Source organism: Lentzea albidocapillata subsp. violacea (assembly GCF_900100275.1).
In the GTDB taxonomy this organism is placed as follows: domain Bacteria; phylum Actinomycetota; class Actinomycetes; order Mycobacteriales; family Pseudonocardiaceae; genus Lentzea; species Lentzea violacea.
Genome location: NZ_FNET01000028.1, coordinates 63,772 through 90,411 on the forward strand (window position 1 = coordinate 63,772; position 26,640 = coordinate 90,411).

30 protein-coding genes are annotated in these 26,640 nt (G+C 69.1%); 21 read left to right on the forward strand and 9 right to left on the reverse strand.

The genetic code is table 11. The features are described from left to right. Positions 1–23 precede the first annotated feature (23 nt). The 4 genes from BLR21_RS37350 (at position 24) to BLR21_RS37365 (ending at position 2,504) form a co-directional block, all read left to right on the forward strand. Entirely contained in the window at positions 24–428 is a 405-nt protein-coding gene (locus BLR21_RS37350; RefSeq protein WP_143028046.1) for a DUF6153 family protein, read from the forward strand. A gap of 97 nt (positions 429–525) precedes the next feature. Further along, the gene (locus tag BLR21_RS37355; RefSeq protein WP_090014155.1) at positions 526–1,533 is read left to right on the forward strand and encodes a sulfite exporter TauE/SafE family protein; all 1,008 of its coding nucleotides are present in this window, start codon (positions 526–528) and stop codon (positions 1,531–1,533) included. Positions 1,534–1,547: 14 nt separating this feature from the next. Further along, a complete protein-coding gene (locus tag BLR21_RS37360; protein WP_090014157.1) occupies positions 1,548–1,766 on the forward strand; it encodes a heavy-metal-associated domain-containing protein in 219 nt (72 codons plus the stop codon). A gap of 144 nt (positions 1,767–1,910) precedes the next feature. Next, on the forward strand, positions 1,911–2,504 hold the full coding sequence (locus tag BLR21_RS37365) for a cadmium resistance transporter (protein WP_090014159.1): 594 nt from the start codon (positions 1,911–1,913) through the stop codon (positions 2,502–2,504). A 104-nt stretch (positions 2,505–2,608) separates the two neighbouring features. On the opposite strand, the gene BLR21_RS37370 is transcribed toward BLR21_RS37365, so the two are convergent. From BLR21_RS37370 to BLR21_RS37380, 3 genes are all read right to left on the reverse strand, one after another. Continuing rightward, on the reverse strand, positions 2,609–3,328 hold the full coding sequence (locus tag BLR21_RS37370) for a phenylacetate--CoA ligase family protein (protein ID WP_090014161.1): 720 nt from the start codon (positions 3,326–3,328) through the stop codon (positions 2,609–2,611). Continuing rightward, positions 3,265–3,714 (reverse strand): hypothetical protein, encoded by a 450-nt coding sequence (locus BLR21_RS37375; protein WP_090014162.1) that lies wholly within the window; start codon positions 3,712–3,714, stop codon positions 3,265–3,267. The genes BLR21_RS37370 and BLR21_RS37375 overlap by 64 nt, the downstream gene beginning before the upstream one ends. An 830-nt stretch (positions 3,715–4,544) precedes the next feature. Further along, positions 4,545–4,892 (reverse strand): FAD/NAD(P)-binding protein, encoded by a 348-nt coding sequence (locus tag BLR21_RS37380; RefSeq protein ID WP_256335186.1) that lies wholly within the window; start codon positions 4,890–4,892, stop codon positions 4,545–4,547. Here BLR21_RS37380 and BLR21_RS44235 point away from each other — a divergent pair. Further along, positions 4,846–4,971 (forward strand): hypothetical protein, encoded by a 126-nt coding sequence (locus BLR21_RS44235; protein ID WP_256335188.1) that lies wholly within the window; start codon positions 4,846–4,848, stop codon positions 4,969–4,971. The genes BLR21_RS37380 and BLR21_RS44235 overlap by 47 nt on opposite strands. 42 nt (positions 4,972–5,013) lie before the next feature. Here the strand turns inward: BLR21_RS44235 and BLR21_RS37385 are convergent, their stop codons facing one another. Together BLR21_RS37385 and BLR21_RS37390 are read right to left on the reverse strand one after the other, a co-directional pair. Continuing rightward, complete coding sequence (locus BLR21_RS37385; RefSeq protein WP_090014166.1) at positions 5,014–5,631, reverse strand: methyltransferase family protein; 618 nt, start codon at positions 5,629–5,631, stop codon at positions 5,014–5,016. Beyond that, a complete protein-coding gene (locus BLR21_RS37390; RefSeq protein WP_218131080.1) occupies positions 5,631–6,266 on the reverse strand; it encodes a class I SAM-dependent methyltransferase in 636 nt (211 codons plus the stop codon). The genes BLR21_RS37385 and BLR21_RS37390 overlap by 1 nt, the downstream gene beginning before the upstream one ends. 627 nt (positions 6,267–6,893) lie before the next feature. On the opposite strand from BLR21_RS37390, the gene BLR21_RS37395 reads away from it, so the two are divergent. Then, a complete protein-coding gene (locus tag BLR21_RS37395; protein ID WP_218131081.1) occupies positions 6,894–7,952 on the forward strand; it encodes a CehA/McbA family metallohydrolase domain-containing protein in 1,059 nt (352 codons plus the stop codon). Between the two features lie 50 nt (positions 7,953–8,002). Here BLR21_RS37395 and BLR21_RS37400 read toward each other — a convergent pair whose 3' ends face one another. Further along, complete coding sequence (locus tag BLR21_RS37400; protein WP_256335184.1) at positions 8,003–9,292, reverse strand: sodium:proton exchanger; 1,290 nt, start codon at positions 9,290–9,292, stop codon at positions 8,003–8,005. A gap of 210 nt (positions 9,293–9,502) precedes the next feature. Here BLR21_RS37400 and BLR21_RS37405 point away from each other — a divergent pair, with 210 nt between their 5' ends. The 5 genes from BLR21_RS37405 to BLR21_RS37425 all read left to right on the forward strand — a co-directional run bounded on the left by BLR21_RS37405 (position 9,503) and on the right by BLR21_RS37425 (position 15,467). Beyond that, positions 9,503–9,895, forward strand: coding sequence for an ArsR/SmtB family transcription factor (locus BLR21_RS37405; protein WP_090014171.1), 393 nt, complete (start codon positions 9,503–9,505; stop codon positions 9,893–9,895). Continuing rightward, the gene (locus tag BLR21_RS37410; RefSeq protein WP_090014174.1) at positions 9,892–11,859 is read left to right on the forward strand and encodes a heavy metal translocating P-type ATPase; all 1,968 of its coding nucleotides are present in this window, start codon (positions 9,892–9,894) and stop codon (positions 11,857–11,859) included. The genes BLR21_RS37405 and BLR21_RS37410 overlap by 4 nt, the downstream gene beginning before the upstream one ends. Then, the gene (gene lspA, locus BLR21_RS37415) at positions 11,856–12,365 is read left to right on the forward strand and encodes a signal peptidase II (protein WP_256335185.1); all 510 of its coding nucleotides are present in this window, start codon (positions 11,856–11,858) and stop codon (positions 12,363–12,365) included. The genes BLR21_RS37410 and lspA overlap by 4 nt, the downstream gene beginning before the upstream one ends. A 58-nt stretch (positions 12,366–12,423) precedes the next feature. After that, positions 12,424–13,815: a CoF synthetase gene (locus tag BLR21_RS37420; protein WP_090014214.1), complete on the forward strand. Its 1,392-nt coding sequence runs from the start codon at positions 12,424–12,426 to the stop codon at positions 13,813–13,815. 821 nt (positions 13,816–14,636) lie between these two features. Continuing rightward, complete coding sequence (locus tag BLR21_RS37425) at positions 14,637–15,467, forward strand: alpha/beta fold hydrolase (protein ID WP_176929967.1); 831 nt, start codon at positions 14,637–14,639, stop codon at positions 15,465–15,467. A gap of 127 nt (positions 15,468–15,594) precedes the next feature. On the opposite strand, the gene BLR21_RS37430 is transcribed toward BLR21_RS37425, so the two are convergent. Next, on the reverse strand, positions 15,595–16,026 hold the full coding sequence (locus BLR21_RS37430; RefSeq protein WP_090014216.1) for a helix-turn-helix domain-containing protein: 432 nt from the start codon (positions 16,024–16,026) through the stop codon (positions 15,595–15,597). A gap of 28 nt (positions 16,027–16,054) precedes the next feature. On the opposite strand from BLR21_RS37430, the gene BLR21_RS37435 reads away from it, so the two are divergent. From BLR21_RS37435 to BLR21_RS37450, 4 genes are all read left to right on the forward strand, one after another. Then, positions 16,055–16,816: a methyltransferase domain-containing protein gene (locus tag BLR21_RS37435; protein WP_090014179.1), complete on the forward strand. Its 762-nt coding sequence runs from the start codon at positions 16,055–16,057 to the stop codon at positions 16,814–16,816. Between the two features lie 425 nt (positions 16,817–17,241). Continuing rightward, on the forward strand, positions 17,242–17,883 hold the full coding sequence (locus BLR21_RS37440) for a VTT domain-containing protein (RefSeq protein WP_090014181.1): 642 nt from the start codon (positions 17,242–17,244) through the stop codon (positions 17,881–17,883). Positions 17,884–18,386: 503 nt separating this feature from the next. After that, the gene (locus BLR21_RS37445) at positions 18,387–18,632 is read left to right on the forward strand and encodes a hypothetical protein (protein ID WP_143028048.1); all 246 of its coding nucleotides are present in this window, start codon (positions 18,387–18,389) and stop codon (positions 18,630–18,632) included. A gap of 131 nt (positions 18,633–18,763) precedes the next feature. Next, complete coding sequence (locus BLR21_RS37450) at positions 18,764–20,488, forward strand: NAD+ synthase (protein WP_090014184.1); 1,725 nt, start codon at positions 18,764–18,766, stop codon at positions 20,486–20,488. A 554-nt stretch (positions 20,489–21,042) separates the two neighbouring features. Here BLR21_RS37450 and resB read toward each other — a convergent pair. Then, positions 21,043–22,626, reverse strand: a complete 1,584-nt coding sequence (gene resB / locus BLR21_RS37455; protein WP_090014218.1) for a cytochrome c biogenesis protein ResB — start codon at positions 22,624–22,626, stop codon at positions 21,043–21,045. A gap of 298 nt (positions 22,627–22,924) precedes the next feature. Between resB and BLR21_RS37460 the strand changes: the two genes are divergently transcribed. The 3 genes from BLR21_RS37460 (at position 22,925) to BLR21_RS37470 (ending at position 25,033) form a co-directional block, all read left to right on the forward strand. After that, positions 22,925–23,416, forward strand: a complete 492-nt coding sequence (locus BLR21_RS37460) for a hypothetical protein (RefSeq protein ID WP_090014186.1) — start codon at positions 22,925–22,927, stop codon at positions 23,414–23,416. Positions 23,417–23,579: 163 nt separating this feature from the next. Further along, the gene (locus BLR21_RS37465) at positions 23,580–24,260 is read left to right on the forward strand and encodes a TlpA family protein disulfide reductase (protein WP_090014220.1); all 681 of its coding nucleotides are present in this window, start codon (positions 23,580–23,582) and stop codon (positions 24,258–24,260) included. Further along, positions 24,257–25,033: a cytochrome c biogenesis CcdA family protein gene (locus BLR21_RS37470; protein ID WP_090014188.1), complete on the forward strand. Its 777-nt coding sequence runs from the start codon at positions 24,257–24,259 to the stop codon at positions 25,031–25,033. The genes BLR21_RS37465 and BLR21_RS37470 overlap by 4 nt, the downstream gene beginning before the upstream one ends. Positions 25,034–25,178: 145 nt before the next feature. Here BLR21_RS37470 and BLR21_RS37475 read toward each other — a convergent pair whose 3' ends face one another. After that, a complete protein-coding gene (locus tag BLR21_RS37475; protein WP_090014190.1) occupies positions 25,179–25,469 on the reverse strand; it encodes a hypothetical protein in 291 nt (96 codons plus the stop codon). 99 nt (positions 25,470–25,568) lie between these two features. Between BLR21_RS37475 and BLR21_RS37480 the strand changes: the two genes are divergently transcribed. The 3 genes from BLR21_RS37480 to BLR21_RS37490 all read left to right on the forward strand — a co-directional run. Then, entirely contained in the window at positions 25,569–25,754 is a 186-nt protein-coding gene (locus BLR21_RS37480) for a hypothetical protein (protein ID WP_143028049.1), read from the forward strand. Positions 25,755–26,090: 336 nt separating this feature from the next. Further along, positions 26,091–26,324 (forward strand): hypothetical protein, encoded by a 234-nt coding sequence (locus BLR21_RS37485; protein ID WP_090014194.1) that lies wholly within the window; start codon positions 26,091–26,093, stop codon positions 26,322–26,324. Between the two features lie 9 nt (positions 26,325–26,333). Beyond that, a partial coding sequence (locus tag BLR21_RS37490) for a transposase (protein ID WP_143028050.1) occupies positions 26,334–26,640 on the forward strand: 307 nt, incomplete at its 3' end.

The window sequence follows — 26,640 nt, forward strand, 5'->3', positions numbered from 1 at the left end:
GCGTGCGTTCTAAAGTGGTGGCCATGACGGGCACCCCACGTCGTCGAGCCGCGCGAGGTCATCTCGGCCGGCTGCTCGCCGTGGTCGCGGTGCTGGCGGGTGTCGCGCTCGGCTTTGGCGTGCAGTGCTCGGACGGCATGGCCGCTACCGCGTATGCCAGTCCGCCGATGGTCGGCATGCAGGCTCACGAGCCGGTGCCGGCTGGACTTGACGCGCTCGGTGCGTCGCACGGGGACGAGGGCTCCGTGCCGGACGGGATGCTGATGACCTGCCTGGCGTTCCTCGTCGGCGTGGTCGTGTCCGTGCTGATCGCCCGGCCTGTCGCGGTGTCCCGCGCCGGATCGCTCGTCGCGGTTCGGGTGTGGGCGAGGGAGATGCCTCGGCCGCGCGCGCCCAGTCTCGCTCAACTCTGCTTGCTGCGGACGTAGGAGGAGTCTGCCCGCTTCACGGCGGGCCTCCATCGACGTGCACTCCGGCCGCGCCGGAGCGCTTCGGCATCCTCGTTCCGCATCTTCAGGAGTTCCGTTGAATCTCGCAGCTGTTCTGGTCACCGGGTTGTTCGCCGGTGGTGTCTCGTGTGCCGCCGTGCAGGGCGGCCTTCTCACCGGCCTCGTCACCCGTCAGCGCGTGGCCGCCACCCGCTCGCCTGGCGACGACCTCGTGCCGGTCGCCGGGTTCCTCGCGGGCAATCTCGTGTCGCACACCCTGCTCGGCGCGCTGCTCGGTGCGTTGGGTGGCGTCGTGCAGCTGTCCGTCACGGCCCGTACGTGGCTGCAGATCTGTGCCGGTCTGCTGGTGATCACCTTCGGGCTGGCTCAGCTCGGTGTGCCTGGTTTCCGGCGCATCGTGGTCGAGCCACCGGCGTCGTGGATGAAGCTCGTGCGCGGCCGGGCACGCTCGCAGGCGGCAGTGGCGCCGGCGTTGCTCGGGTTCGCGACGGTGCTCGTGCCTTGCGGCGTCACGCTGTCCGTGGAGGCACTGGCACTGAGCTCTGGCTCGGCACTGGCCGGAGCCGCGACGATGGCGGTGTTCGTGATCGGCACCGCGCCGCTGTTCGCGGTGCTCGGCTACCTCGCCCGCAAGGCCGCGACCGCCTGGCGCGGACGACTGGCCGTGGTCACCGGACTGGTCGTGCTGGCGATGGGACTCTTCACCCTCAACGGCGGGCTGGAGCTCGCGGGCTCACCACTCGCGGTCAGCAGGCTCGTGAACACGGTGGCACCCAGGGAAGCGCAGGCGCAGGCCGCGGCACCGCCGGCCGAGGACGGCCGCCAGACCGTGGTGATCACGGCCAGCGCCGGTTCCTACAGCCCGGCCTCGGTCGAAGCCCGCTCCGGCGTCCCGACCACGCTGCTCGTCAAGTCTGACAACGCACAAGGCTGCGTCCGGTCGTTCCTCATTCCGGACCGCGACATCGACAAGATCCTGCCGGTGCGAGGCGAAACGAGCATCGACCTCGGCGTGCTGCAACCCGGCCGGATCGGCTTCTCGTGCGGCATGGGCATGTACACCGGCACCATCACCGTCATCTGAGCCGGGAGTCCGCAGTGGATACCACGACGCATGTGTTCCAGGTCGGCGGCATGCATTGCGGCAGCTGCGCGATGCTCATCGACGACGCCCTCGAAGACCTCCCGGGCGTGCGCAACACCCAGACCACGATGAAACACCAGCGCAGCACCGTCGAGCTCGACCGCACGCTCACGAGCACCCAGGACGTGATCGCCGCCATCGAAGGGCTCGGCTACCAGGTGGTGGAGCTGTGACGGCCGGGACGCCGGGCATGGCCACGAAGGAGGAAGTCGCAGACCGCGGAGGTGGAGACGCTCCAGGTCATGCTGGCTCAACGCGGGGCCCGGCCAGTGTCCTAGGGTTCCGGCACCGGATGGTTGATCTTCGTGAGGAGACCTGTGGAACTGGGGCTGGTCGGGCAGGCGGTGGGCATGTTCGCGGTGACCAACGTCGACGACATCGTGATCCTGGCGCTGTTCTTCAGCCAGGCCGAGGGACGTGGCGGAGCCGCGCGGCTGGTGGCCGGCCAGTACCTGGGCTTCCTCGCGATCCTCACGGCCGCGATCCTCGGTGCGCTCGGCGCGGGACTGTTGCCGGACAACGTGATCCCGTATCTCGGCCTGCTCCCGCTCCTGCTGGGCCTCCGCGCGGCGTGGCGAGCCTGGCGTGAGCGCCACGCGGGCGATGACGAGCCGGTGTCTATCGCGGCGCAGGGGCCGGGAGTGCTCGCGGTCGCGGCGGTCACTTTCGCCAACGGCGGCGACAACATCGGTGTCTACGTACCGGTTTTTACCACCGCCGGGACTGACGGCCTCGTCGTGTTCGCGGCCGTGTTCCTGATCCTGGTGGCAGTGTGGTGCGCCGCCGGCCGGTACTTCGCCACGCGGCCTGTGATCGCCCGCGCGCTGGCGCGCTGGGGCGACTTCGTGCTGCCCGCGGTGTTGATCGGTATCGGTGTGTTGATCCTCGTTGAAGGCGGGGTGTTCGGATGAGCGCGAGTTCTCGGGGGAAGCGATGCACAGACGCGGACGAGCCGCCGGTGTGCAGGTGCCGGTCGAAGTGATCGTCTGCTGTGGACGGCCATTGTGGAGTCGAGTCAGGTCAGCGGGGTCACCGTGCGGTATTTCCCGCCGGAGGTCTGCTGCGGTGGTTCGCCAGCATGGGTGACGGTGACGTGGTCGAGTTTGTGGTCGGTGAGCAGTCGGGTGAGCTCGGTGTGCACCGCTTGCCAGACCTGGTGCGGGTCGGCGCCATATGTGGTGTGCAGGCGGATGCCGAGGTTGGTCGGTGTGGTCTGCACGATCTGGAAGAGCTCGACTCCGGACAGGCGTTCGAGCGCCAGGCTGAGGGCCAAGGGCGCGATCGTGACCGGTTCGCCGCCACGCGCGGGGAAGGTGAGCAGGTCGGCGGTGCGGCCCTGGACGTGGATCGCGGGTAGTGGGTTGCCGCAGGGGCAGGGGGCGGGCCGGAGTTGGACGGCGTCGCCGAGGTCGTAGCGCAAGATCGGTTGGGTGCGGTTAGCGAGGTTGGTGAGCAGCGCGGTGTGCGAGCGCTCGCCGGGCGGAACGGGTTGGTGGTCGGCGTCGACGGGTTCGAGGATGGCCCAGTCGCTGTTGACGTGCAGCCACCCGTGGTGGCAGCTGTAGCTGAGGAATGTGCATTCGTTGGCTGCGTAGCCGTGGCGAACTTTGGTGCCGAACGCGGTGGCGATCCGGTCGTACTCACCTGAGGGGAGCCCTTCCGCGGACAGGATCACGAGAGCCGGGTCGATGTGCAGGCGGCCTGCCTGCTGTTCGGTGGCCAGCAACGTGCCCATGCTGGCGTAGGGGCGAGGATGGCCGGGCGGAAGGCGTTGAGCGCCTCGACGAGTCCGGGCATCGGGGTGTGCGCCGCGAAGGCCCTGATTCTGTTGCGGCGCAGTCGATTCTTGCGCAGCGCCGCCGCGGCGGTGGCGGAGGCGAAGTGGCCGCCGGTGGCGATCAGCATGGTGATGCGCCCGCCTCGCGCCGCGACTCTCATGACGTCAGTGGCGGTGAGCCAGGAGCCCAGCATGCGTGCGCTGAGCGCGGCGGTGACGGCGAGGGTGCGCTGGTCGGCCAGGAAGATTCCGGGGACGCCTGTGGTCCCTGAGGTGGTGGTGACGGTGTAGCGGCCGAGGAACTTCTCGCCGATCTGCGTGGGGTCGTCGACGAACGCCCGCACTGCGGCGAGGGTGACGGCCGGGTCGGTGACCCACTCGTCGAATCGTCCCGGTAGGACGAGCCGGACAGTCCACTGTGGTCGACCACCAGGCGGATCTCGTTGCGCAGGTCCCTCAGCACGTCCAACGCGGCCTTGACCGGGTCGGTGACGTTGCCACCGCGTGCCTGACGCAGATCATCGGAAAGCGGTCGCCGCAGCCATGTGCCGAACGCCTGTGGGGAGGAGAACTTGCGGTCGGCGTGGGGCCTTGCGATGCGGTCCCAGTCCCAGCGGTCGGAGAACCCGATGCCGAACGCGTCGAGCAGGGAGGGCACACCGGCCTGGTCCGTGTTGACGTAGTGCGGCCCGAACTCCTCGGCGGCCTTCGCGCCGCGACGGGCACGCAGCAGCGTGGTGTAGTAGACGAACTGCACTTCGCGCGAGACCAGCGGCCACACGTCAGCGCGGAAGCCGACGTTCTCTCCGCGGGCGGCACGGGCGCGCAACCGCGATATGACCGTGTGCGTGAGGAATATCGGCTCGTGCCTGCCCGACACACCTTTCTGGTTCTCGCCCGGGAGTGGTAGGGCACGCCGCGCCGGGATCCGGCGTAGATGTCGGGCTCGTGGCCCGAAGGCCGGTACACGAGGCGCCCGTCAGGGGCGCGTTGGAAACGCCCGCCGCGATCAATGGTGAATCTTGCCAGGTAGTCGAAGAAGTTGAGTCCCATGCCGCGGACGGCCACGACCTCACCGGCGCCGATCTCGTCCAGGCCGACCTCCGCGGGGTTCGCGGGTGGCTGGTATCGAAGGCCGTGCGCATCGGCGAACCGGCTCAGCCGTTGTTCGCTCTCACCCAGCGGCATGTCGATGTGTCCTTGCGCGAGCACTACCGCGCCGAGTCCGGCCAGCCTGGTCCCGTCGGTCAGCGTCACGATCTGCCGTGTGATCGCGCCGGTTCTCCGCGGCATCGTCCACCGCGATCGCGGACTGCTCGTGCAGCCTGATCGTCACCCCTGCCGGTGCTGTGCTGCACAGTCTTCTCAGCACCCAGTTCAGATAGTGGCCGTAGAGCGCTCGGGTGGGATAGGAGTCCGGAGTCAGCGCACGGGCCTCGCTGCGCACCGCGACGGGGTAGTCGTCGAAGGGCTCCATGAGCGCCAGCATGCTGGCCCACTCGTACAGGCTGGGACCGGGCACGACCGGGCCCGCGCAGTCGACGCTGTCGTCGGTGAACATCGAGACCTGCGAGGCCGCGGCGCCGATGTGCCCGGTGTAGATGAGGCGGCCAGGCGAAGGCCGTGCTGTGCCCTGCGGTACGTCAACTCCCGTGGGTCCGGTGGATTCGCCCGATACCGGGCAGGAACCGGCCGACGCGCGCCGCGTAGTCGGTGTAGGCGCCGGCGTGCGTCCGGCGCAGATAGGGCTCCTCGACTGTGCGTACCTGGAGCTCGACGCCGGCGAGCATGATGAGGAAACCACCCAGGGCGACCGGGTTGGGCACCATCAAGGTCAGCCCCAGGAAGCCCACGAGCGCCGCACTGAAGATCGGGTTGCGGACGAGCCGGAACGGCCCGTGCGTGACCAGCCCGGTGTGCTCGGTCTCGTCCACGGCGATGCGCCACGAACCGCCCATGGCCATCTGGGCGGCGAAGGTGGCCAGCACACCCAGCATCGCGAGGACCACGCCGAGTACCTGAACACCCGGATGATCCAGCACCGCGAGTGGGCGCAGCGCGGACAGGCCGCCGATGGGCGCGCCCACGCCGGTGATCAGGACGCCGAGGTTGAACGTCCAGTGTGCCCACCACTGCGTCGATCCGGGCTGGATAGTCCACTGTCGGGTTCCGGTGTCACCGGTGCGCTGCCGCTGGATCAGCACGCGTGCCGTGGAGAGCAGGACGAAGGTGCCGAACAGGACGAGTGCGGTGACGGCCATCACTGTTCACCCCCGGTCGGCTCGGACTTGGTGGCGACGCCGAGCAGGTAGTCCCCGCCGACGCGGGTGCGCCACCGGTCACCGACGTGCAGGCCGTGGCGGGGTAGCTCGGCCAGAAACTCCCCGGCGGTGAACCGGTCCTGGCCGGGGTGGTCGAACAGCAGCCGGTAGGTGGGTCGGGCGAGTGCGGTGGCGGTGACCTCGTCGAAGAAGAACCGTCCGCCGGGCTTGAGCACGCGGGCGACCTCGGCCACGGCGTCCCGCCAGTTCGGGATGTGGTGGATGATCGCGAAGTCGAACACCGCGTCATAGTCGGCGTCCTTGCCGCCGCCGGCTCCGGAGAATGCTGCGAGCAGGTCGGTGGCGCTGCCCTGCGCCAGCAGAACGCGGCCGGCATAGCGGCGGAGCCGCCGGGTGGCGCGGGTGATCATCGCCGGGTCGAGGTCGACCGCGTCGACGCGGGCCGCGCCGAACTGGTCGAGGATGAGCTTGGTGCCGTAGCCGGAACCGCAGCCGACCTCCGCCACCCGCGCTCCAGGAGTCCGTCCGCCCAGCCTGACCAGCGCATGTGCCTCGTAGTGCTGCAACCAACGGCGGGGCGGTGAGTTCACCAGCGCGGTTTCGATCGCGTTCATCAGCATGGTCAAGTCCTTCGATCGCAGATCCACTATCGGAGTTGCGCGGCGCCATCGCCATCCGACGATGTAACTAGAAACGACGATATCATCGTCACAAGACGATGAAAACCACCGGCCGTCTCCAGGTCGTGTCTTGTTCATCCCGAGTTCGAGAGCGGCGCACAGACTGGCTCGTCCGGTTCGAGCGCCGAGAGGGGTAGACCATGAGCGATTCCGAGGGTCCGCAGGTTTCACGACGTCAGCTGGTCAAGTTCGCCGGTGTCGGGGCCACGTTCGTTGCCGCCGGCCCACTGGCAAGTGGCACGGCACGGGCGGATGACGCCCAGGAAGCGCAAGGACACGGCGACGGCCGCCACCGCGCGTGGCGGGCCGGTGACCATCACATCCACTCCGAGTACAGCGGGGACTTCGACACCTCGGTCACCCCACCGAGGTTCGTCAAGGGTGCCGATGCGGTGTATCCGATCGTCACGAACGCGATCATGGCCAAGAACTTCGGCCTGACCTGGGCGATGTGCACCGACCACGGTGGGCCGACCCACTCGAAGGTCAACCTGGAGCTGGCCTACCCCGACCTGTTGCGCTCCCGCAAGCTCGTGCCCGAGGTACTGCAGTTCTGGGGGCATGGAGTTCGACACTCCCGCGCAGGATCACCACACGCTGATGATTCCGCGCCACGACGACGAGGCGCGGCAGCTGTTCGAGCTGGAGAGCCGTTTCGCCAAGCACGACGCCTTCCCTGCCGATCCCGGCCGGGACACCGAGGCGAAGATGATCGAGTTCCTGAAGGCTGCCAAGGACATGCGGAACAAGCCGCTGGTGATCGCCCACCACGCGTCCCGCTCGGCCCGTGGTCTCGGCGTGTACGGGCAGGACACGCCACGAGAGTTCCGCAACGGCAACAACATCGCGCCGGACGTCTACGTCGGCTTCGAAGGAGCACCGGGCCACCAGGCCGGGCCGCTCGTCGGTGGCGCACGGGGCGCGTACAGCAGCTACCCCACCCACGGCGGTTTCGACCAGATGACCGCGCGGGTGGGCGGGTTGTGGGACTCGCTGCTCGGTGAGGGCCGGAAGTGGTGGATCACCGCGACCTCCGACTCGCACGTGCACTGGACGCGCGGCGGCGCGGACTTCTGGCCCGGCGAGTACAGCAAGACCTACGTGCAGGCGCGGCAGGACTACGGCGACATCATGGACGCCCTGCGCACCGGCCGGATCTTCGTCACGACCGGCGACCTGATCACCACCCTCGACCTGACCGCACGCAACCGGGACCGCTCAGCCGCAGTGGGCGAGACGCTGGTGGTGCGCCGTCGCGACCGCAACGACGTCGACATCGAGATCAGATTCCGCCCGTTGCAAGGAAAGAACGCGAACGGCGACCAACCACAGGTCCGGCGGGTCGACCTGATCGTCGGCAACATCACCGGCCCGAATCCCAACCTGGACGCCGACACCAACCCGACCACCAAGGTCGTCGCGCGGTTCGGCCCGAGCGACTGGCAGCGTCGCGGGTCCGAGTTCGTCATCCGGCACACCCTGCGCAACGTCGAGAACGACCTCTATGCGCGGGTGCGCGGCACGAACACCGACGAGGCTGAGCCTCTGCCGGACGCCAAGGAGAACCCGTGGACGGACCTGTGGTTCTACTCCAACCCGGTGTTCGTGCGCCTCGGGTGAACCCAAGGTAGCGAACGCGGCCCGCGCGGGGCGGGCCGCGTTCAGGAAGGTCAGGCCGTCTCCGAGCGCTCCGTCCGGAGCGCTCTGCCGGTCAGCCCGTCGCGCAGTGTCGCCCACATCGCCCGGCGGTTCCGGACGATCAGGATCACGGCGAGCAGCAGGTACAGCGCGCCCAGTCCGATCCGTTCGACCGCGGCCAGGTCGGGCGGCAACGTCCAGGCCAGCGCGAACTGGGCCAGGAACAGCCCGAGCAGGGTCCACGCTCCGCGCCGGGACAGCGCTCCGGCGGCGACCAGGGACACCGCGAACATCGACTGGGCGGCGGTGAGGAACAGCTCCTCCCGCTGCAGCGGGTCGATCGGCAGCCCGGACAGCGACCCGGCGGAGATCGCGAAGACCAGCGGCAGGATGCCGACCAGCAGCGTCCACTGGTTGATCTTCGAGGAGATCAGGGCGCCCAGCGCGGCGGCGCCGCGCAGCTTCCAGGCCAGCAGGAGCACCGCGATGAACTCCGGGGTCTCCGATGCCAGTGGGGCCACCCACTGGACCAGGAGGAACTGGCTGACCCCGAGTTCGGTGCCGGTCTCGACCAGGCTCTCGGCGAACGGTTCGGCCACGGCCAGGATCACGGCGGCGGCGAAGACGAGCATGCCGACGGCCGACCATCGGCGGATCCGGGCCGGGCCGGTCGCGATCCGCGCGGCCGGCCCGATCAGCTCACTGCCGTCCTCGTCCTCGTCGTCGTCCTCGTCGACGCGGCTGACCCGCACCAGGTACAGCCCGAAGATCGCGAACAGGACGACCGCGTCGAGCACGTTGAGCGTGTCGCGCAGCGCGAAGGTCAACGCGTACAGGCTGGCCACCGCCAGGTAGGCGACCTCCACGGTCTGCACCGGCTCCAGCCGCACAGTCGAGCGGTCCTCGGGGCGTGTGTCGGGAGCGCGGCGGCGCCGCGCGGCCAGCGCCGCCAGCACGACCAGCGACCAGCCCACACCGATCAGCAAGCGGTTCGCCCCGGTCATGTTGGCCAGCGCCAGCGGAGCGTAGGTCGCGGGGTCCTCGCCGGCCTTCCAGGCGAACACCACGTCCACCGCGTACTCGGGCAGCACCGCGATCAGTGCCAGCAGCGCTAGCGCGAGCCCCTGCCCGATGTCTCGTTCGACCAGCTCGGTGCCCCAGCTGAGGAAGAACGCGGCCCCCACCACGGCCGTCCCCAGCAGCAGCACGGCGAGCACCGCCGGTATCGGCGCTCCGCTGAACCGCAGCACCACTCCTGGGATCGCGGCCAGCACCGGCAGGGCCAGTGGCCAGTTCCGTCGCACCATCCCGCCCGCGGTCACCGCTGGCCCCTCGAGCCGTGCAGCCCCGAGCTCGCCTCAAGGCGCCGCCTGCCGTCCATCGCTCCTCCAGAAGGATCGTCGTCCACCGTTTACATCGTTAGACGACGATGGATACCACCCCTGCGGGGCGGCCGCCAACCGAGAGCCCGGATTCAGTGACGACTCGCACATAGGAGGCGATTAACCGAGTCGGGGCGCTATCATCGTCGTATGGCGATTGAATCGGAGGCTGTCCTGCCGGAGCAGGGGGATCTGTCGGCGGCCGTGGCGTTGTTCCACGGCCTGTCCGATGGCACCCGGTTGGCGATCGTGCGGCGTCTGGCCCACGGCGAGGCGCGGGTGGCGGACCTGGTGGAGCAGCTGGGGTCGGCGCAGTCGACGGTGTCGGCACATGTGGCCTGTCTGCGTGACTGCGGCCTGGTGGTCGGCCGGCCGCAGGGGCGGCAGGTGTTCTACAGCCTGACCCGGCCGGAGCTGATGGACCTGCTGGCGAGCGCGGAGACGCTGCTCGCGGCCACCGGCAACGCGGTGGCGCTGTGCCCGAACTACGGCACCGACATCGGTGCGACCACGACGGATGAGACGAAGGAGACCCAGGGATGAGTGACGCGTGCGGCTGCGAGGGCGACGAGCCCCGCGGCGAGGAAGCCGAGGAGCACGAGCCGGAGCGCCTGTGGGAGGTCAGCGAGCTGCGGTTCGCTGCCGTCTCCGGAGTGTTCCTGCTGGCCGCGCTCATCGCGGGCTGGGCGGGCGCGACACGGCCGGTGGAGCTGACCCTGGAGGCGCTGGCGCTGCTGATCGGTGCCTGGACCTTCGTCCCGTCGACGGTGCGCCGGCTGGCCAAGGGCAAGATCGGCGTCGGCACGCTGATGACCATCGCCGCCGTGGGCGCGGTGCTGCTGGGCGAGGTCGGCGAGGCCGCGATGCTGGCCTTCCTGTTCTCCATCAGTGAGGGCCTGGAGGAGTACTCCCTCGCACGCACCCGCAGGGGTTTGCGCGCGCTGCTCTCACTCGTGCCGGACCAGGCGACCGTGCTCCGCGACGGTGACGAGATCGTGGTCGCCCCGGCGGAGTTGCGGGTCGGGGATCTCATGCTGGTCAAGCCGGGGGAGCGGGTCGCCACCGACGGCGTCATTCGCGAGGGCCGCACCGCGCTGGACGTCTCGGCGATTACCGGCGAGTCCGTGCCGGTCGAGGCCGGACCCGGCAGCGAGGTCTTCGCCGGGTCGATCAACGGCACCGGCGTGCTGACCATCGAGGTCACCACCACTGCCGAGGACAACTCGCTGGCCCGGATCGTGAAGATCGTCGAGGCGGAGCAGTCCCGCAAGGGCGCCAGCCAGCGGCTCGCCGACCGCATCGCGAAGCCGCTGGTGCCCGGTGTGATGATCGCCGCCGCGCTGATCGCGGTGGTCGGCAGCCTGCTGGGTGACCCGCTGGTATGGATCGAACGTGCGCTGGTGGTGCTGGTAGCCGCCTCGCCGTGTGCTCTGGCGATCTCGGTGCCGGTCACCGTGGTCGCCGCGATCGGTGCCGCGTCCAAGCTCGGTGTGCTGGTCAAGGGCGGAGCCGCGCTGGAAGCCCTGGGTGCCGTGCGCGGAGTGGCGCTGGACAAGACCGGCACGCTGACCGCCAACCGGCCCGCCGTGATCGAGGTGGCCACCGCCGGCGGCGCCGACCGCGAGCAGGTGCTGGATGTGGCCGCCGCGCTGGAGGCACGCAGCGAGCACCCGCTCGCGCGGGCGATTCTCGCCGCCGTGCAACAGGTTCGGCCCGCCTCCGAGGTGGAGGCGGTGACCGGTGCCGGGCTGGTCGGCCGCCGCGACGGTCACGCCCTGCGGCTGGGGCGTCCCGGCTGGCTCGAGGCCGGAGTGCTGGCCGCGGACGTACGACGGATGCAGGAAGCCGGCGCGACAGCGGTACTCGTCGAGGAGAACGGGCGGGTCATCGGCGCGATCGCCGTCCGTGACGAACTGAGGCCGGAAGCCGCCGAGGTCGTCGCCCAGCTGCGTCGCGATGGCTACCACGTGGCGATGCTCACCGGCGACAACCACGCCACCGCCGCCGCGCTGGCCAAGGACGTGGGCATCGACGCGGTGCACGCGGAACTCCGGCCGGAGGACAAGGCCGCGCTGATCAGGCAGCTGGGCGAGCAGCGGTCCACGGCGATGGTCGGCGACGGCGTCAACGACGCCCCCGCGCTGGCCACCGCAGACCTCGGGATCGCGATGGGTGCGATGGGCACCGACGTGGCCATCGAGACCGCCGACGTGGCCTTGATGGGCGAGGACCTGCGCCACCTGCCGCAGGCGTTCACCCACGCCCGCCGGGCCCGGTCGATCATGCTGCAGAACGTCGGCCTGTCCCTGGCCATCGTGGTCGGCTTGATGCCACTGGCCCTGTTCGGCGTACTCGGCCTGGCCGCCGTCGTGCTGGTGCACGAACTCGCCGAGGTCGTCGTCATCGCCAACGGCGTCCGCGCCGGCCGCACCAAACCACTCGCGATCACGGCCGCGGACCCGCAGGCGGCTGTGGCCCGACCGGCGTCGGTGGCGGCGTCCTCGTGATCGCACCCGCCCACACCACCACGGTGACGCGCGCACGGCTGGTGCTGGTGGCCATCGCGCTGGGGCTCGCCGCGCTCGACCTGGGCCTGAAGGCCTGGGCCGAGCGCGGCCTCACCGACGGCCGGTACGTGGACCTCGGCGTGATCCAGTTGCGGCTGGCGTTCAACCCAGGCGTGGCGTTCAGCCTGGGCGACACCCTGCCCGCCTGGCTCGTGCTCACCCTCACCGGTCTGATCATCACCGGGCTGGCCGTCTACACCTGGCGCACTGCTCGCACCGGCACCCGGCCCACCCGACTGGCGCTGGGCGTGGTGCTGGCCGGCGCGGTCGCCAACTTCGTCGACCGCGCCAGGGACGGTGTGGTCACCGACTACCTGCACACAGGCTGGTTTCCCACCTTCAATGGCGCCGACGTGTACATCACTCTTGGTGCGATCACACTGATCCTGGCCACCCTGCACGCCGAACGCCGCGCCACGCATCGCACCGAGCGAGGCGCACCGTGACGGCACGCGGTGATGACGACGCCGGGGAGCGCCCACCCCAACACCTCACGGAGTCGTGATGCACACCCTGCGTCTCCTGCTCGACGCGCGCCGCGCACACCAGCAGGGCACCGAGGCATTGCTGGCCCGGCAACGAGATCGCCTCGCCGAGATCGTGGCCCACGCGCGCAGCCGGTCCGGCTACTACCGCGAGCTCTACCACGGGCTGCCCGAGCGGATCACCGACCCGGCCCTGCTGCCGGTCACCAGCAAGAAACAGCTGATGCCCCGGTTCGACGACTGGGTCACCGACCCCGCGGCCACCCTCACCGACGCCCAGGCGTTCGTCGACGACCCCGCCCGAATCGGGGAGAAGTTCCTCGGCCGCTACACCCTGCTCACCACCTCGGGCACCACCGGTACCCGCGGCCTCTTCCTGCTCGACCGAGACTCCCTGGCCGTGACCACCGCGCTGAGCACCCGGATGCTCGGCGCCTGGATCACCCCCCGCGACATAGTGCGGATCGCCGCCCGAGGTGGGCGGATCGCCATGGTCAACGCCACCGGCGGACACTTCGCCTCCGCCGTGGCCGCGGCCGGACTGCGCAAGAACCCGTTGCGGCGCCGCCGCATCGGCGTCTTCCCAGTCCAGCTGCCACTGCCCGACCTCGTGGCCCGGCTCAACGCGTTCCGGCCCGCCATCCTCACCCCCTACGCCACCACCGGCGCGCTTCTGGCCGGCGAACAACAGGCCGGACGCCTGCACATCGACCCCGTCCTGGTCGTCCTGTCCGCCGAAGGCCTTCCCGCCGCGGAGTACGACCGCATCGCCACCGCGTTCGGCGCCACCGTCCGGCAGGGCTACGCCGCCACCGAATGCCCGTTCCTCACCTACAGCTGCCGCGAGAACTGGCTGCACGTCAACAGCGACTGGGCCATCCTCGAACCCGTCGACGCCGACCACCAGCCGGTCCCGCCCGGCACGCGGTCCCACACCACGCTGCTGACCAACCTCGCCAACCGCGCCCAGCCGATCCTGCGCTACGACCTCGGCGACGCCATCCTGCTCCGGCCCGACCCCTGCCCCTGCGGCGACCCGCTGCCCGCGATCCACGTCCAGGGCCGCACCGCCGACCTGCTCACCTTTCCCACCCAGGGCGGCGGATCGGTCACCATCACCCCGCTCACCCTCAGCGCGCTGCTCGACCACGTCCCCGGCATCGAACTCGTCCAGATCGTGCAGACCTCACCCACCGACCTCCGCATCCGCCTACAGGCCACCGCCGACGCCGACCCCGAACACGTCTGGCACACCACCCGCACCGAGATCGACCGCCTGCTCACCGGCCACCACCTCACCCACGTCACCCTCACCCGCGCGACCGAACCACCCCAGCAGACCGCGGGAGGCAAATACCGCACGGTCATCCCGCACACCGGATCGCCTCGCGACAGCGGAACACGGCCGTGAGCGCGACTGTTCGTCCTCGGTGAACCGGCCGCCCGCGTATCGGTCTGCCGGACCAGGACGGCTCCGGGTCCGGAGCATTCGCTCGCACGCGTCCCTATGCGGTCACCTGCCGTCGCCGTGCCCAACCAGCGTCTGCCAGCCCGCACAGCCCGCACAGCCCGGAAGCGACCATGATCCACTCCCGGAGTGGTCCCAGATGGTCGGCGATCGTGATGCTCGTGCGCAGCGCCCTGCGAATCCCAGCGGCGCCACCCACCACAGCGGACGGGCTGGAAGCTCAGGTAGAGCAAGGTCCAGCGTGGCGGGTAGGTCCGGGCCGATCAGGGTCACCGAGTCATGAGGTTGGATAGAAACCCGAGCTTGTCGGGCCCGCATCACACAAGGAGCCTTGCCGCAGGGCCAGATCAGTGACGGGTGCGAACACCGCGACGAGCCGCACGAGACCCACTCGTGCGGCCGCCTGTGTGACCACGGTGCCAGGCAGGTCGGCAAGGCCAACCTCGCTCCGGCGTGCCCATCCGCGGGCCCGTTCGTTGGCCCTGCGAGGACAGAAACTGCTGCAAGGCACTCGCGGTTACTGATCGGGTGGGGACCGGCGCACCACGGCCGCCTGAACGACCTTCGCAGCCGCCTTTCCCTTGGCGGCTCACCACAACTCGCATCGATGGAACGCCTGTCAGGCGATGAGCCAGGTCTTGTTGCTGTGGGCTGCACGATGTCGGAGATGGCACCGCTCGCTCAGCAGTCCATCTGTGCTAGTGGTGGAGATGTCTGCGGCGCGTGTTGTTGCGTTGGCGCGACGAAGCTGCGAGGGGGAGTCTATGGATTCGGTGGTCGTCGACGGCGTCAGGATCGGGTTCGACCGAGTGGGCACTGGCGCTGCCGTACTCCTCGCGGGAGGTACCGGAATGCCGCCGATCGCCTGGCAGGCATGCGGATTGCGCGACGCGTTGACCGACGCGGGTTACGAGGTGATCAGCTACGCGGCTCGCGGAGTCGCGCCCAGTGACGCACCACCACCGCCCTACACGATCGAGCAGATGGCCGGTGACGCCGCCGGACTGCTCGACGCGCTCGACGTGCGCGACGCGGCATTGGTGGGCTACTCGCTCGGCAGCTTCACCGTCGAACTGCTGGCCCGGACCCGTCCGGATCTGGCGCGCTGCGCGGTTCTGGTCGCCGGGGCCGGACCTGTCACCCCACTGCTGAGCGCGGTGCTCGCGATGGAGGCAGAGCTGATCACCACAGTCGGGCACATTCCGGACACCGCCGCAGCGTTCCAAACCCTCATGACCGGGCTGGCTCCTACCCCCTTACGCGACGACGAGGGTCTGGTGAGCCAGTGGGTGCAGATGCTGGGCTACCAGAGGCAGATGTGGACCTCGAAGGACGGTGAGAACGGCCAGTCCACCGCCGCTTGCTCGTGGCTGCACGACGAACATCGCATGGCCGCGCTGCGCAACATCACCATCCCGGTCCTGGTCGCGTCATTCGAACACGACGTGCTGTTCCCGCCCCGCACCGGCCGGATCGCCGCCGAAGCCTTGCCACACGGTGAGTTCACCGTGGTCCGTGGCGCCGCCCACGCCGGTGTGATGACCCATCCAGGCGAGACCATCGAGGCTGTCATCGGCTTCCTCTCACGAACATGACCTGCTGAGCACACTCCGATCCGCAGCCACCAGGATCCGCACGACTGTCGGCTTTCCGCCGCCCCGACCAGGCACCGCTAGAGCGACCACCCCGCCACGATCTACTTGCGGGCAACCGGCGTCGGCGTCACTCCTGGGCGTAGGGCTGCGCGTCGATCCAGAGTCGCTCCGCCAGGGTGGCACGGAAGGCGGGACAGGCGGTGATGTCCTCGTGCTCGCAGTGCACAGCGCAGTCGATCAGGTCCAGCGACACCTGCGCCTCGCCGATACGACGCGCGAGCTCGGCACGATGGCGCACCAGGATGTTGCGGCGCGTCGCCGGGTCCTGTGTAGTGATCATGTCCCGGATGTCGTCAAGACCGAATCCCGCTTCCTTGGCGCGCAGGATCACCGCCACCCGGTAGAGATCGTCGCGGCCGTACCGGCGGCGCGAGCCCTGCGCGCGGGCCGGGGAGAGCAGGCCGACGGACTCCCAATGGCGCAGGACGTGGGTGGCCAGGCCGAAGCGTTGCGCGACATCGCCGATGCTCAGCACGGGACGGCCTTGGCTTGACTTCATGTCGACATTAAGTCGCAGGATCGCGGCCATGTCCAATGAGACGACGAACCAGGCCGACGCCGATGGCCGTGTCGCGCTGCTTGATCGGGCTGACAGCCTTCCCGGTGCCGCCGCGTTGCGTACCCGCTCCTATGAGCTGCTCGGTTGCGGCCGCGGGGCGGTGGTGGTCGATGTGGGTTGCGGCACCGGCCGAGCGGTCGCGGAGATGACCGAACGAGGTGCGACGGCGGTTGGGGTGGACATTGGCGAGCATCTCATCACTGTTGGGCGCAGCCGCTGGCCGCAGGCGCGGTTCCAGGTCGCCAGCGCCGACGAGCTTCCCTTCGCGGATGGCGAGGTGGACGCTTACCGGGCGGACAAGGTGTTCCACGAACTTGACGATCCCGCCGAGGCGCTCCGTGAGGCGCGTCGTGTACTTGGTCCTGAAGGCAGGGTTGTGCTTCTTGGTCAGGACTGGGACACGTTCGTGATCGACTCCGATGATGCCGAACTGACGCGGATCATCGTGCGGGCTCGCGCCGACACGGTCCCCTCGCCACGCGCCGCGAGGAGCTACCGGAACCTCTTGCTCGACGCGGGTTTCGTCGATGTCACCGTTGAGGTGTACACCGGCATCTTCACCGACACGGCCATGCTGCCCGTGCTCCTCGGCATCGCCGAGGTCGCCCGCGCCGCTGGGACCATCACCCAGGAGCAAGCCGACAGGTGGGCCGCGGAGCAGACGGAACGAGCTCGGGCGGGCCGGATGTTCTTCGCATTGCCGCTGTTCGTGGCATCCGCACGCCGCTGACGTGACGCAGCGAGAGAGCCCGCCAACGGGCCACTGGCTTCTGTGAGCGTTGGCAGGCAATCGGTCAGAGTGGTGCCGCATCGGTCCTGCGCTCGGCCTGTGCCTGCGGTTGTGGCTCGTCGGTGGTGCAGGCGCTGGGCCGGAAGGGCTTCGACCAGCGGCTGCGGCTTGAACAGACTCGCTGACCTCACGGCACCGATTCGGACCACCGCACGCTGTTTGCGAGGTGTGAGGGAGTGAGGCCGAACATCTCGGTGGCCTAGTCCGGCGCAGGGCCGGTCGTCTCTGCCGTGGGTCAGCCAAGGCCCTGGAGCAATACCTACGGTCGCAATGAAGGGCACGAGATCGTCTCCCAGCGGAGTCTCCATCGATGACGCCGCCACTGGCGGGTTGTCCGGCGTCGCCTACCAGGCGACCATCACCCGATGAGTTACCAGACAGGCGTCCGCTGGAAGTCGCTTCCGTTCGTCGTGTTCGGCTTCGTGATGCTGAGCTGGATCGTCTTCGATGCGTCCGGCGTCATCGACTTCGACGGCGTGGTGCAACGGATGCGGGCGGCCGACCCGGTCACGACAGCGGCAGTGATCTTCGCGCTGTTGCTGGTGGACGTGCTCCTCCCGGTCCCGAGCACGCCGCTGTTCGTTCTCGCCGGCACAGCGCTCGGCGTGCCCGGCGGGGCGGCACTCGTGATCGCGGGAGCGATGGCTTCGTCGGCGGGAGCGTACGTGCTGGGTCGCTGGGCACGCCCGGTGCTGGTGCGCCGCGTCGTGTCGCTGGAGGACATGGCCGAGATGCACCGCTGGTGGCGCACCTACGGCCCGTGGCTCTTCGGCGTGGCCCGAGGCGTGCCGATGCTCGTCGAGACCGTCGGTGTCTCCGCAGGAATCAGCCACACCCCGTTCCGCTCCTTCTTCGGGTACACGCTGCTCGGGACCGCGCCGATCTGCACGGCGTACGTGATCGCGGGCACCTACGCCGAGACCGTCGAACAGATCGTGATGATCTCTGTTGTCGGGTTCCTCGTGACGGCCGGTGTCGCCTACCTGCTGCGCAGAAGGCTGCGGTGATGACGGCGTGATCTCCCAGCCGCCCCACGGTCGCATGACGGGAGGTCGCGGCCGATCGGCGTCGTGATGGCCTCCCGAGGGGCTTGCGGTCCGCACAGCGGGCTCTCCGTGGCTGTCGGTGGGTGTGCGGATCAGTGCGCGCAGTGTGGGCGGCAGGCGCCGGTGGCGGACGGCGAGCAGGGTGAGTCCGGCGCCGAGGAAGTAGGCGATGGGCAGGCTGCCGACCAGCAGGGTCCATTAATTGACCTTGCTCGACAGCAGGGCGCTGATGCCGTCGTGGCGCGTGCCGTCTCGGCCGCCACCATCAGCTGTGCCAGATCGTGCACACCGCGCCAACCCACCTCAGCATCAGGCCGTAGGGTTGTTCCCCGGCGCCAATCCACAACACGTCTGGCACGCGGTGTACGCCGAGATCACCCGGCTGCTCACCGGCCATGGCTCTTGGACCGACGGGCGTGGCACCCTATCGCCACCCCACCCGCCTCTCACGTCGAGGAGATCCAGTGCGCAACGCTCCACCTCGCCGGCAAGTTCGTCACCGAACGGCCGCGATCGTTCTGGGCGCGATGCTGGCGGTCAGCGCGGTCGCCGTGCTCGTGGCCACGGGCGTGTTCGGCTCGCTTCAGGGCTCCGTGATCGATCCCTGGACGATCGGAATCGTCGTCGTCGCTGTCATCGGCGCTGTCATCGCGCGGGTACGGCCAAGCCGCAGCGACGGAAAGTCCGGCGCCAGAGGCTGCGGATGCTAGCCGGCCCGGCCTCTGTGGGCCTCCCCCGACACGGTTGATCAACAGAGCCGAACTCCGCGGCAGTCCGCACTGGGACCGCATGGCGATGCCGCTGATCTGAGCGGGCGGCGGTTGTGCGCGACAATGGCGGTATGTCCCACCTGCGGATCGCGCTCGCACAGGTCAACGCCTGCGTGGGTGATCTAGAGGGCAACGCCGGACTGATCGTCGAGTGGACCCGCACGGCAGCCGAGCGCGGCGCGCACGTGGTGGTGTTCCCCGAGATGGCGCTCACCGGCTACCCGGTCGAGGACCTGTGCCTGCGCACGTCGTTCGCGCAGGCATCCCGGCGACTGGCGGACGATCTCGCGCGGCGGTTGGAGGAGGCCGGCTGCGGGGAGATACTCGCCTATGTCGGTTATCTCGATCGCGACGAGGCCGGACCGCGCAACGCGGTGGCCGCGCTGTACCGCGGCGTGGTGGTGGCCCGGCAGTTCAAGCACCACCTGCCCAACTACGGCGTGTTCGACGAGCACCGCCATTTCCAGCCCGGCCACACGCTGGATGTCGTGCGGCTGCACGGGATCGACATCGGCCTGGCGATCTGCCAGGACCTCTGGGAGGACGGCGGCCCCGTCACCGCCCTCGGTGCGGCCGGCGTCGACCTGGTGGTCGCACCCAACGCGTCACCCTACGAACGGTCCAAGGACGATCTCCGGCTACCGCTGGCCGCCCGGCGGGCGCGTGAAGCGGGCGCGCCGCTGGTGTACACCAACCTGATCGGCGGGCAGGACGACCTGGTGTTCGACGGCGACTCTTTCGTCGTCGCGGCCGATGGCGCATTGCTCTCGCGCGCCCCGCAGTTCGTGGAACACCTGCTGCTGACCGACCTCGACCTGCCCGCCGGAGGGCACACCACGGAAGGAGAGTTCCACGGGCTGCAGGTGCGGCGGCACGTGCTGAGCGGCGAACCCTTGCCGCGCAACGAGCCTCTTGCCGCACCGGCGATCAGCCAACCGCTGCCCGACGAGGCCGAGGTGTGGTCCGCGCTCGTGCTGGGCCTGCGTGACTACGTGCGCAAGAGCGGGTTCCGGTCGGTGATCCTGGGACTGTCGGGCGGTATCGACTCGGCCGTGACCGCGGCGATCGCGGTGGACGCGCTCGGTCCGGACGCAGTGCACGGGGTGGCGATGCCTTCGGCGTACTCCTCGCGGCACTCGCTGTCCGACGCGGCCGAGTCGGCGCGGCGGCTGGGCTGCCACTTCCGGGTGGAACCGGTGGCGGACCTGGTGGAGGTCTTCGTGAACCAGCTGAAGCTGGCCGGTTCCGGGCTCGCCGAGGAGAACGTCCAGGCCCGCGTCCGCGGCGTGCTGCTCATGGCACTGTCCAATCTGGACGAGCATCTGGTGCTGGCGACCGGGAACAAGACCGAGCTCGCGGTGGGTTACTCCACCATCTACGGCGACGCGGTCGGCGGCTTCGCGCCGATCAAGGACGTGTTCAAGACCCAGGTGTGGACCCTTGCCCGGTGGCGCAACGCCGAGGCGACCAGACGCGGCGAGATTCCGCCCGTCCCGGAGAACTCGATCGCCAAGCCGCCCTCGGCGGAGCTGCGTCCAGGGCAGCTCGACACCGATTCGCTGCCCGACTACCACCTGCTGGACGACATCCTGGACGCCTACGTGGAAGGCGACCGCGACCACGCCGACCTGATGGCGGCCGGGTTCGAGCCGGGAGTGATCGACCGGGTCGTACGCATGGTGGACCGCGCCGAGTACAAGCGTCGGCAGTACCCGCCCGGCACGAAGATCACCCACAAGGCGTTCGGGCGGGACCGCAGGCTGCCGATCACCAGCACGTGGAGCCACGGTGGTTGACCTGAACCTGAATGGTCGTGTCCGCGCACGCAGGGGGTGATCACAGCGGTCCGCAGAAGGGATGAGGGATGCCCACCATCCCCTCGCGACAAGGCGGCCGCTCGCCTGGATACGTCCGCATCAGCACGGTTGCGCCTGCGGGCGGTGATGCTCGGGGCATGGGTGATGACACGGCCGGGCTGAACCTGCTGGCGCTTCCCCAGCCTGGGCACGACGACTTAGAACGGCTCAACAAGAGTCCGCGCGTGGCTGAGCACCCATCACGTCGACACGCCGACTCGGTCCATTATGGACGGTTCGGTGCGGATGTGTGCCGGTCGGCCATGCCGTTGCCGAAGTCGGCATCGGCGGGATCTTCGCGGGTCCGCGCCTGCACTCGAGCTCGGGGACGGGGTCGGAGGGAAGACCGATCCCCTTGGCGTGGTTGCAGGCGCCGGGCGTCCGGATCGGATGATCCGGGCGTGACACGGACACCGGTGTCGGTCGTTCACTGTGCCGCAATGAGATTCGCAGGCTACGACTCAGCCGATCGACCAGCTCGTCAGGTGGCGGCGCTAGGCCTTGTGTACCACCAGGGTTGCGTTGGCCGGCGCGTGTGCGAGCACGTCACCGGACACGGCGATGAACTCCTCGCCGTATCCGGCCTGGTCGGTCCGCGCGAGGCCCCCGACCTCGACCAGGGTGCGCCCATCCCCGTTCGGCGTCGCACGAACCCACACCCTGCGTCGCTTGATGGTCAGCGACAGTCCCAAACCGGCGACGATGAGCACGGAGAACACCAGCACCCATCCTTGGGTGGGATCGTGGGAAACCTGAAGTGACACCCAGTCGCGGACACCGTCGAAGCGGATCACGGTGCCGTCGTCGAGCCGCAGTTCCTCACCGACACGCAGGTTCTGACGGGCGGCCTTCACCAGTCCACCGGCCGCGACCATCTTCTGGTCGATCGAGAAGATGGACTGTCCCCGCCCGGCGTCGGTGCCGAGGTCGCCGCGGTAGACGTCGACGGCGACCGCCGGGTCGTTCGCGGCGGGGAACGCGGACACCAGCAGCTTGTCGCGGAACGAAGCGGTCGGCGCCAGCATGCCGGTGATCGCGAGCTGGTTGCGGCGGCGCTGCTCGGCATCCGGCATGCTGGGTGGGTCGAACTTGGTCGCACCCTCGGAGGCCAGGGTGATCGGGTCGACCGGCCGCCACTGGGTCGCGCCGGTGCGCACTTCGCCGTTGGGGAAGGTGACCGTGAACAGCGGCGTGTAGCCGTGGCCGAGCAGGTAGACGCGGTCACCGGCGGTGCGCAGGGGACTGTTGACCTTGAGCGCGTACGGTCGCCAGACACCGCTGTCCAGGTCCGCGCCCGACTGGTAGCCGATGTCCGCGCGGAAGCTCTCCGGCTGGCCGTTGGACAGGTAACTGGCGGTGAAGCCATCGACCTTCACGCACAGAGGAGTCAGTTGCGTGCCGTCCACGCGCAGACCGGGCCGGAACCAGTCGTAGTTGTAGACGCCGGAGTTGCAGAACTGGCCACCGTTGGCCTGGATGATGACCTGCCCCTCGTAGTTGAACATCTTGCCCAGCGCGAACGCCACGAGCAGGCCGACGAGGGAGAAGTGGAACACCAAGTTGCCGGCCTCGCGCAGGTAGCCGCGCTCGGCGCTGACGGTGCGCACTCCGCCAGGTTCCTCACGCACCATGCGTCGCCAGCCCTTGAGCCGGTGCTCGACGTGAGCCACGACATCCTCGGGTGTCCGTGTCGTCTCGCCGCTGGCGTGGTGTGGCATCCGTGCCAGGTTGCGTGGCGTGAGCACGGGCCTGGCCCCCATCTGCCTGGCGTACTCCCAAGTACGCGGCAGCAGACAGCCGATCAGGGAAACGAACAGCAACAGGTAGATGGCGGAGAACCAGTTGCTGGCATAGACGTCGAAGAACTGCAGCCGATCCAGCAGTCGGCCCCACCAGCCGTTCGCCGCGATGTAGTCGTCCACCTTCACAGCGTTGAGGTTGCGCTGCGGCAGCAGAGCACCCGGCATCGCGCCCAAGGCGAGCAGGAACAACAGGGTCAAGGCGGTGCGCATGGCTGTGAGACCACGCCACGTGTTGCGCAGGAACGCCACAGAGGCGCCCAGCAACTTCGGCGGCATCACCACGGCCACATCCGGTTGCCTGCCATCAGTTTGCTCCGACTGACGACGAGACTTGACAGCATCTGCGGAACCAGGCCGACGGTGGCGTTCACGGCTCGAGAGTAAACGGGCGGTCACCGGCATCCGCACCAGGATCGCCACCTGCGCACAACTTGATGCCTGAACAGGTGCGGCACAAGGGACTTCGTGCCGGTCGCGGCACGATCACAGCTCAGGCAGTGACCTGCACCCCCTGGGTACCACCAGCCCAAGGGTATTGCCAAGATCGAACTGGGATCCCCTTATCCTGACGAACGTGCTGCTGAGCGACGGACGTACCAGTGTGGTGACGCGAGCAGGCGCCGTGCGCCTGGTCGCGGCTCTGGGTGTCCTGCTCGGGCTGTTGGTCGTGCAGGGCGCCGCCTGCCTGGATCGGGTCGACGCGCCGTTCGGGCACGACCTCATGCCTGCCGTCGCGATCGCCGCTGTCATGTCCGGTGACGCGTCGATGGCGAGGGGCCAGGCGGCGACCGGTACGGACGCACTGGTCGAAGGACAACGTGGTGAAAGCTCTGTTGGTCCCGTCAGTGCCGGAGAATATCTCGCCTCTACGACGCCGCTCGGCGCGCCGCTCGGAGTGGTCGGTCTCTGCATCGCCCTGCTGACGGTCGTGCTGCTCGTGGTTGCGGGGCTGGACGGGACGAACCGGCTGATCGCCGTGCTCGTCCGTCCCCGGACCAGGTGTCCCGCAGTGCAGCGCTGTCACCCGTCACCCGGTCTGGCCGTTCTCTGCGTGCTGCGCGTGTAAGCCGAGTCACCCCGCGCTCCTCTTGCGTCCGCGCTTCGCGGCGTCAAACGGGTGCGGGTCGTGTCCGCCTTTCCGCGTTGCCCGTCGTTTCCGGAGGCCAGAGCCCGTGGTACCCGCTGCCATCACCCCGTCCAGGTCAGCCCGTTCTCGCTCGTCACCGTGCCTGCCTGGTGCCCGCCGTGGTCGGCTCGCCCTGGCCGTCGCCACTGCCCTGCTGATCACAGCGGGCTGTGCCACCGGTGACGACGCCGTCGTGCCAGGGTCGTCCTTCGAGTTCGTCGCGCCCGGCGGGCAGACCAGGATCTTCTACGATCCGCCCGCCCAGCGCGGCGCGGTGACCGGCTTGTCGGGTGAGAGCCTGACCGACCCAGGCAGGCAGATCACGCTGGCCGACTACAACGGTCAGGTCGTGGTCCTCAACGTCTGGGGATCGTGGTGCGGACCGTGCCGTGCCGAGACCGACGACCTGGAAGCGGTGTACGCCGAGACCAAGGACACCGGTGTGCGGTTTCTCGGGATCGACGTGCGCGATGACCGCAGCGCGGCCCAGGACTTCGTGCGCAACTTCGGAGTCACCTATCCGTCCCTGTTCGATTCCTCCGGGCGTTCTCTGCTGGCGCTGAAAGGGTTCCCCCGCAACACGGTGCCCTCCACGATCGTTCTCGACCGCCGCCATCGGGTCGCCGCGGTCTTCCTGACCGCCCTGGTGCGTGAGGACCTGCTTCCCGTAGTGCAGCGAATTGCCGCGGAAGAACCGGCACCGTCGGCCGGCCCGTCCGGTACTCCCACGACTGGCGGCTCTACCGCCGCCGAGTCGACGGCGACCGGCGGGGCCACCCGATGAACCCGACCGACATCGCCATCTCCGGCCCGCTGCTGTTGGCTGCGCTGGTCTCGCTGGCTGCCGGAACGATCTCCTTCGCCTCTCCCTGCGTCATCCCGCTGGTGCCCGGCTACCTGGCCTATCTCGCCGGTCTCGTCGGCGCCGAGGCCCCGGCCGTGGACACCGAGCCTGTCCGCGCCCGCAGTGGCCGCTGGCGCGTCGCGGGCGCCGCCTTGCTGTTCGTGGCCGGCTTCGCCGTGGTGTTCGGCGCTGCGGTGCTCACCGTCCTGGGGGTGTCCGACGCGCTGCTCGCCAATGAGCAGTTGTTGCAGCGCATCGGCGGCGTGGTCACCATCGCCATGGGCCTGACCTTCCTCGGCCTCGTGCCCTCGCTGCAACGTGAGGTCCGCCTGCACCACCGGCCGCGACGCGGACTCTGGGGCGCCCCGGTGCTCGGCGCGGTCTTCGGCCTCGGCTGGACGCCGTGCCTGGGGCCGACATTGGCGGGAGTGATCGCTCTGGCCAGTGGTACCCAGGCCGGGCCGCCGGTATGGCGGGGCCTCACCCTGGTCGCAGCCTATTGTCTCGGCCTGGGGCTGCCGTTCGTGCTGCTCGCCGTGTCCGCCCGGTGGGCGATCACCACCGCGGGCTGGCTCAGGCGCCACACCCGCGCGGTGCAGATCACCGGTGGAGTCCTGCTGCTGGTCGTAGGAGCGCTGTTGGTGACGGGCCTGTGGGGCGAGGCGATTGCGTGGTTGCGCGGGCCCATCTCGGGCTTCAGCACCCCGCTGTGACTGTCGCTGCCGAACAACCACCGACTACCGAGGAAGTGGCGGCTGGTGCCGCCTGAACCGCTTGAACGGCTCGTCCGAACGGCGTGTGCCTGCAACGCTTTCCCAGGGAGACGACGAAGACCCGACGGACATGGGTTCCGTCGGCTCACGAGTGCGGAATGGTGCTGCCGAGAGGTGGACGACTTCCCGGGTTGTACTCGCGCCAGAGCAGAACGAGGCCACCGATCGCCATGATCACGACGATGAACATGATCGTGCCGCCTGTGTTCGAGCCCGCGGCGCGGGTGATCTCGCTAGAGGCCCGAGGCAATGGCTCCGGCTGGTCGACGGGGGCATCTGAGCTGGGAGTAGCGGAGGCGCCCGACACCGTGTCGGACGGCAACGCCCGAAAGTCGACCAGACCTGTCTTCTCCAGTTGGGTGATGTGGTCGGACACCGCACGCTGCGGACCATCTCGTCCAGTGCGCCGTGTCGTCGATTCGCCCCTGTCACAATGGTGCCCACGTGCGGCGACCGGCGTGGGCAGGGGAGGCTGATGGCGGACGACACCTGGAGCGGTGGGTTCGGCGTCATCCGGCCGGGGTGGCAGCTCTACCTCGGCGCGGTCGGTCAGGCGGCCGAACACGCGCACCACGCGATCCAGATCGTCGTCGCCGACGGCCAGGTCGAGCTCCAGGACGGCGAGGGTGGTAGTCCACAAAACCTTTTGCTCGCCCGCTGACACGTCGGTGCCGCCGTCTGGCATGACGCCCATGCCGTGCGCGTCACAGGCGGGTACCGTGCATTTGCGCGCTGGCATGTGCGTGATCGCGGGCGGACGGGCCGTCGTCACCCGCCGCATCGCTCGGCGTCGACTGAACGGGCGCTGCCGTTTCGATCCCATGCTGGTTGGTAGGTGCCGAGCGCAACCGGTAGCTGGTCACCAACCTGTTCCCATCCTTGTGGTGCCCTCGGCAGGGCTACACACGGACGGTCCCGCGTCTGACCAGCGGATTTCCAGCGGCATGCTGGTGATTGAAGGCAGCTTTTTGATTGACAACCCAGGCGGTGATACCTGTTGGCGTCTTCAGGCCACGGTTCGGCACTGGAGCTGTCGAGCGACGCGGCGGCCATCGTGCGGGTTGTCACGATCATCATGGGCACGGTCGTGGGTCTCACGTTCATGTTCGGCTTCGGCAACGTGCTCAACCTTGCCCTCCGTCTGGGAAAGCCAGTCTGGGTGGCACCGCTCGTCGCGCCCGCCGTCGACTGTTCCGTACCGGGTTTGATGGAGACATTCAAGCCTGGATGATGAGGACTGATGGCCCCACCGAAGAAGTACCCAGACGAACTGCGTGAGCGGGCGACCCGGATGGCCGTGGAGGCGCGCCGGGATCCAGCGGCCGCGACTGGTGCGATCAAGCGGATCGCCGACCAACTCGGGATCCATCCCGAGGCGCTGCGGACCTGGGTGAAGCGCGCGGAGACCGACGCCGGGGACCGGCCGGGCACCACGAGCGGTGACGCGGAGCGGCTCGCGCAGCTGGAGCGGGAGAACCGTGAGCTGCGGCGGGCCAACCAGATCTTGAAGTCAGCGGCCAGTTTCTTTGCGGCGGAGCTGGACCGTC

Coding starts and splice junctions, on each gene's coding strand:
- BLR21_RS37350 (WP_143028046.1), top strand. CDS start 24: ATGACGGGCACCCCACGTCGTCGAGCCGCGCGAGGTCATCTCGGCCGG.
- BLR21_RS37370 (WP_090014161.1), bottom strand. CDS start 3,328: ATGGGCACGTTGCTGGCCACCGAACAGCAGGCAGGCCGCCTGCACATC.
- BLR21_RS44235 (WP_256335188.1), top strand. CDS start 4,846: ATGAGCGCCAGCATGCTGGCCCACTCGTACAGGCTGGGACCGGGCACG.
- BLR21_RS37385 (WP_090014166.1), bottom strand. CDS start 5,631: ATGGCCGTCACCGCACTCGTCCTGTTCGGCACCTTCGTCCTGCTCTCC.
- BLR21_RS37390 (WP_218131080.1), bottom strand. CDS start 6,266: ATGAACGCGATCGAAACCGCGCTGGTGAACTCACCGCCCCGCCGTTGG.
- BLR21_RS37395 (WP_218131081.1), top strand. CDS start 6,894: ATGGAGTTCGACACTCCCGCGCAGGATCACCACACGCTGATGATTCCG.
- BLR21_RS37405 (WP_090014171.1), top strand. CDS start 9,503: ATGGCGATTGAATCGGAGGCTGTCCTGCCGGAGCAGGGGGATCTGTCG.
- BLR21_RS37410 (WP_090014174.1), top strand. CDS start 9,892: ATGAGTGACGCGTGCGGCTGCGAGGGCGACGAGCCCCGCGGCGAGGAA.
- BLR21_RS37420 (WP_090014214.1), top strand. CDS start 12,424: ATGCACACCCTGCGTCTCCTGCTCGACGCGCGCCGCGCACACCAGCAG.
- BLR21_RS37425 (WP_176929967.1), top strand. CDS start 14,637: ATGGATTCGGTGGTCGTCGACGGCGTCAGGATCGGGTTCGACCGAGTG.
- BLR21_RS37430 (WP_090014216.1), bottom strand. CDS start 16,026: ATGAAGTCAAGCCAAGGCCGTCCCGTGCTGAGCATCGGCGATGTCGCG.
- BLR21_RS37435 (WP_090014179.1), top strand. CDS start 16,055: ATGTCCAATGAGACGACGAACCAGGCCGACGCCGATGGCCGTGTCGCG.
- BLR21_RS37440 (WP_090014181.1), top strand. CDS start 17,242: ATGAGTTACCAGACAGGCGTCCGCTGGAAGTCGCTTCCGTTCGTCGTG.
- BLR21_RS37450 (WP_090014184.1), top strand. CDS start 18,764: ATGTCCCACCTGCGGATCGCGCTCGCACAGGTCAACGCCTGCGTGGGT.
- resB (WP_090014218.1), bottom strand. CDS start 22,626: ATGCCGCCGAAGTTGCTGGGCGCCTCTGTGGCGTTCCTGCGCAACACG.
- BLR21_RS37470 (WP_090014188.1), top strand. CDS start 24,257: ATGAACCCGACCGACATCGCCATCTCCGGCCCGCTGCTGTTGGCTGCG.
- BLR21_RS37480 (WP_143028049.1), top strand. CDS start 25,569: ATGGCGGACGACACCTGGAGCGGTGGGTTCGGCGTCATCCGGCCGGGG.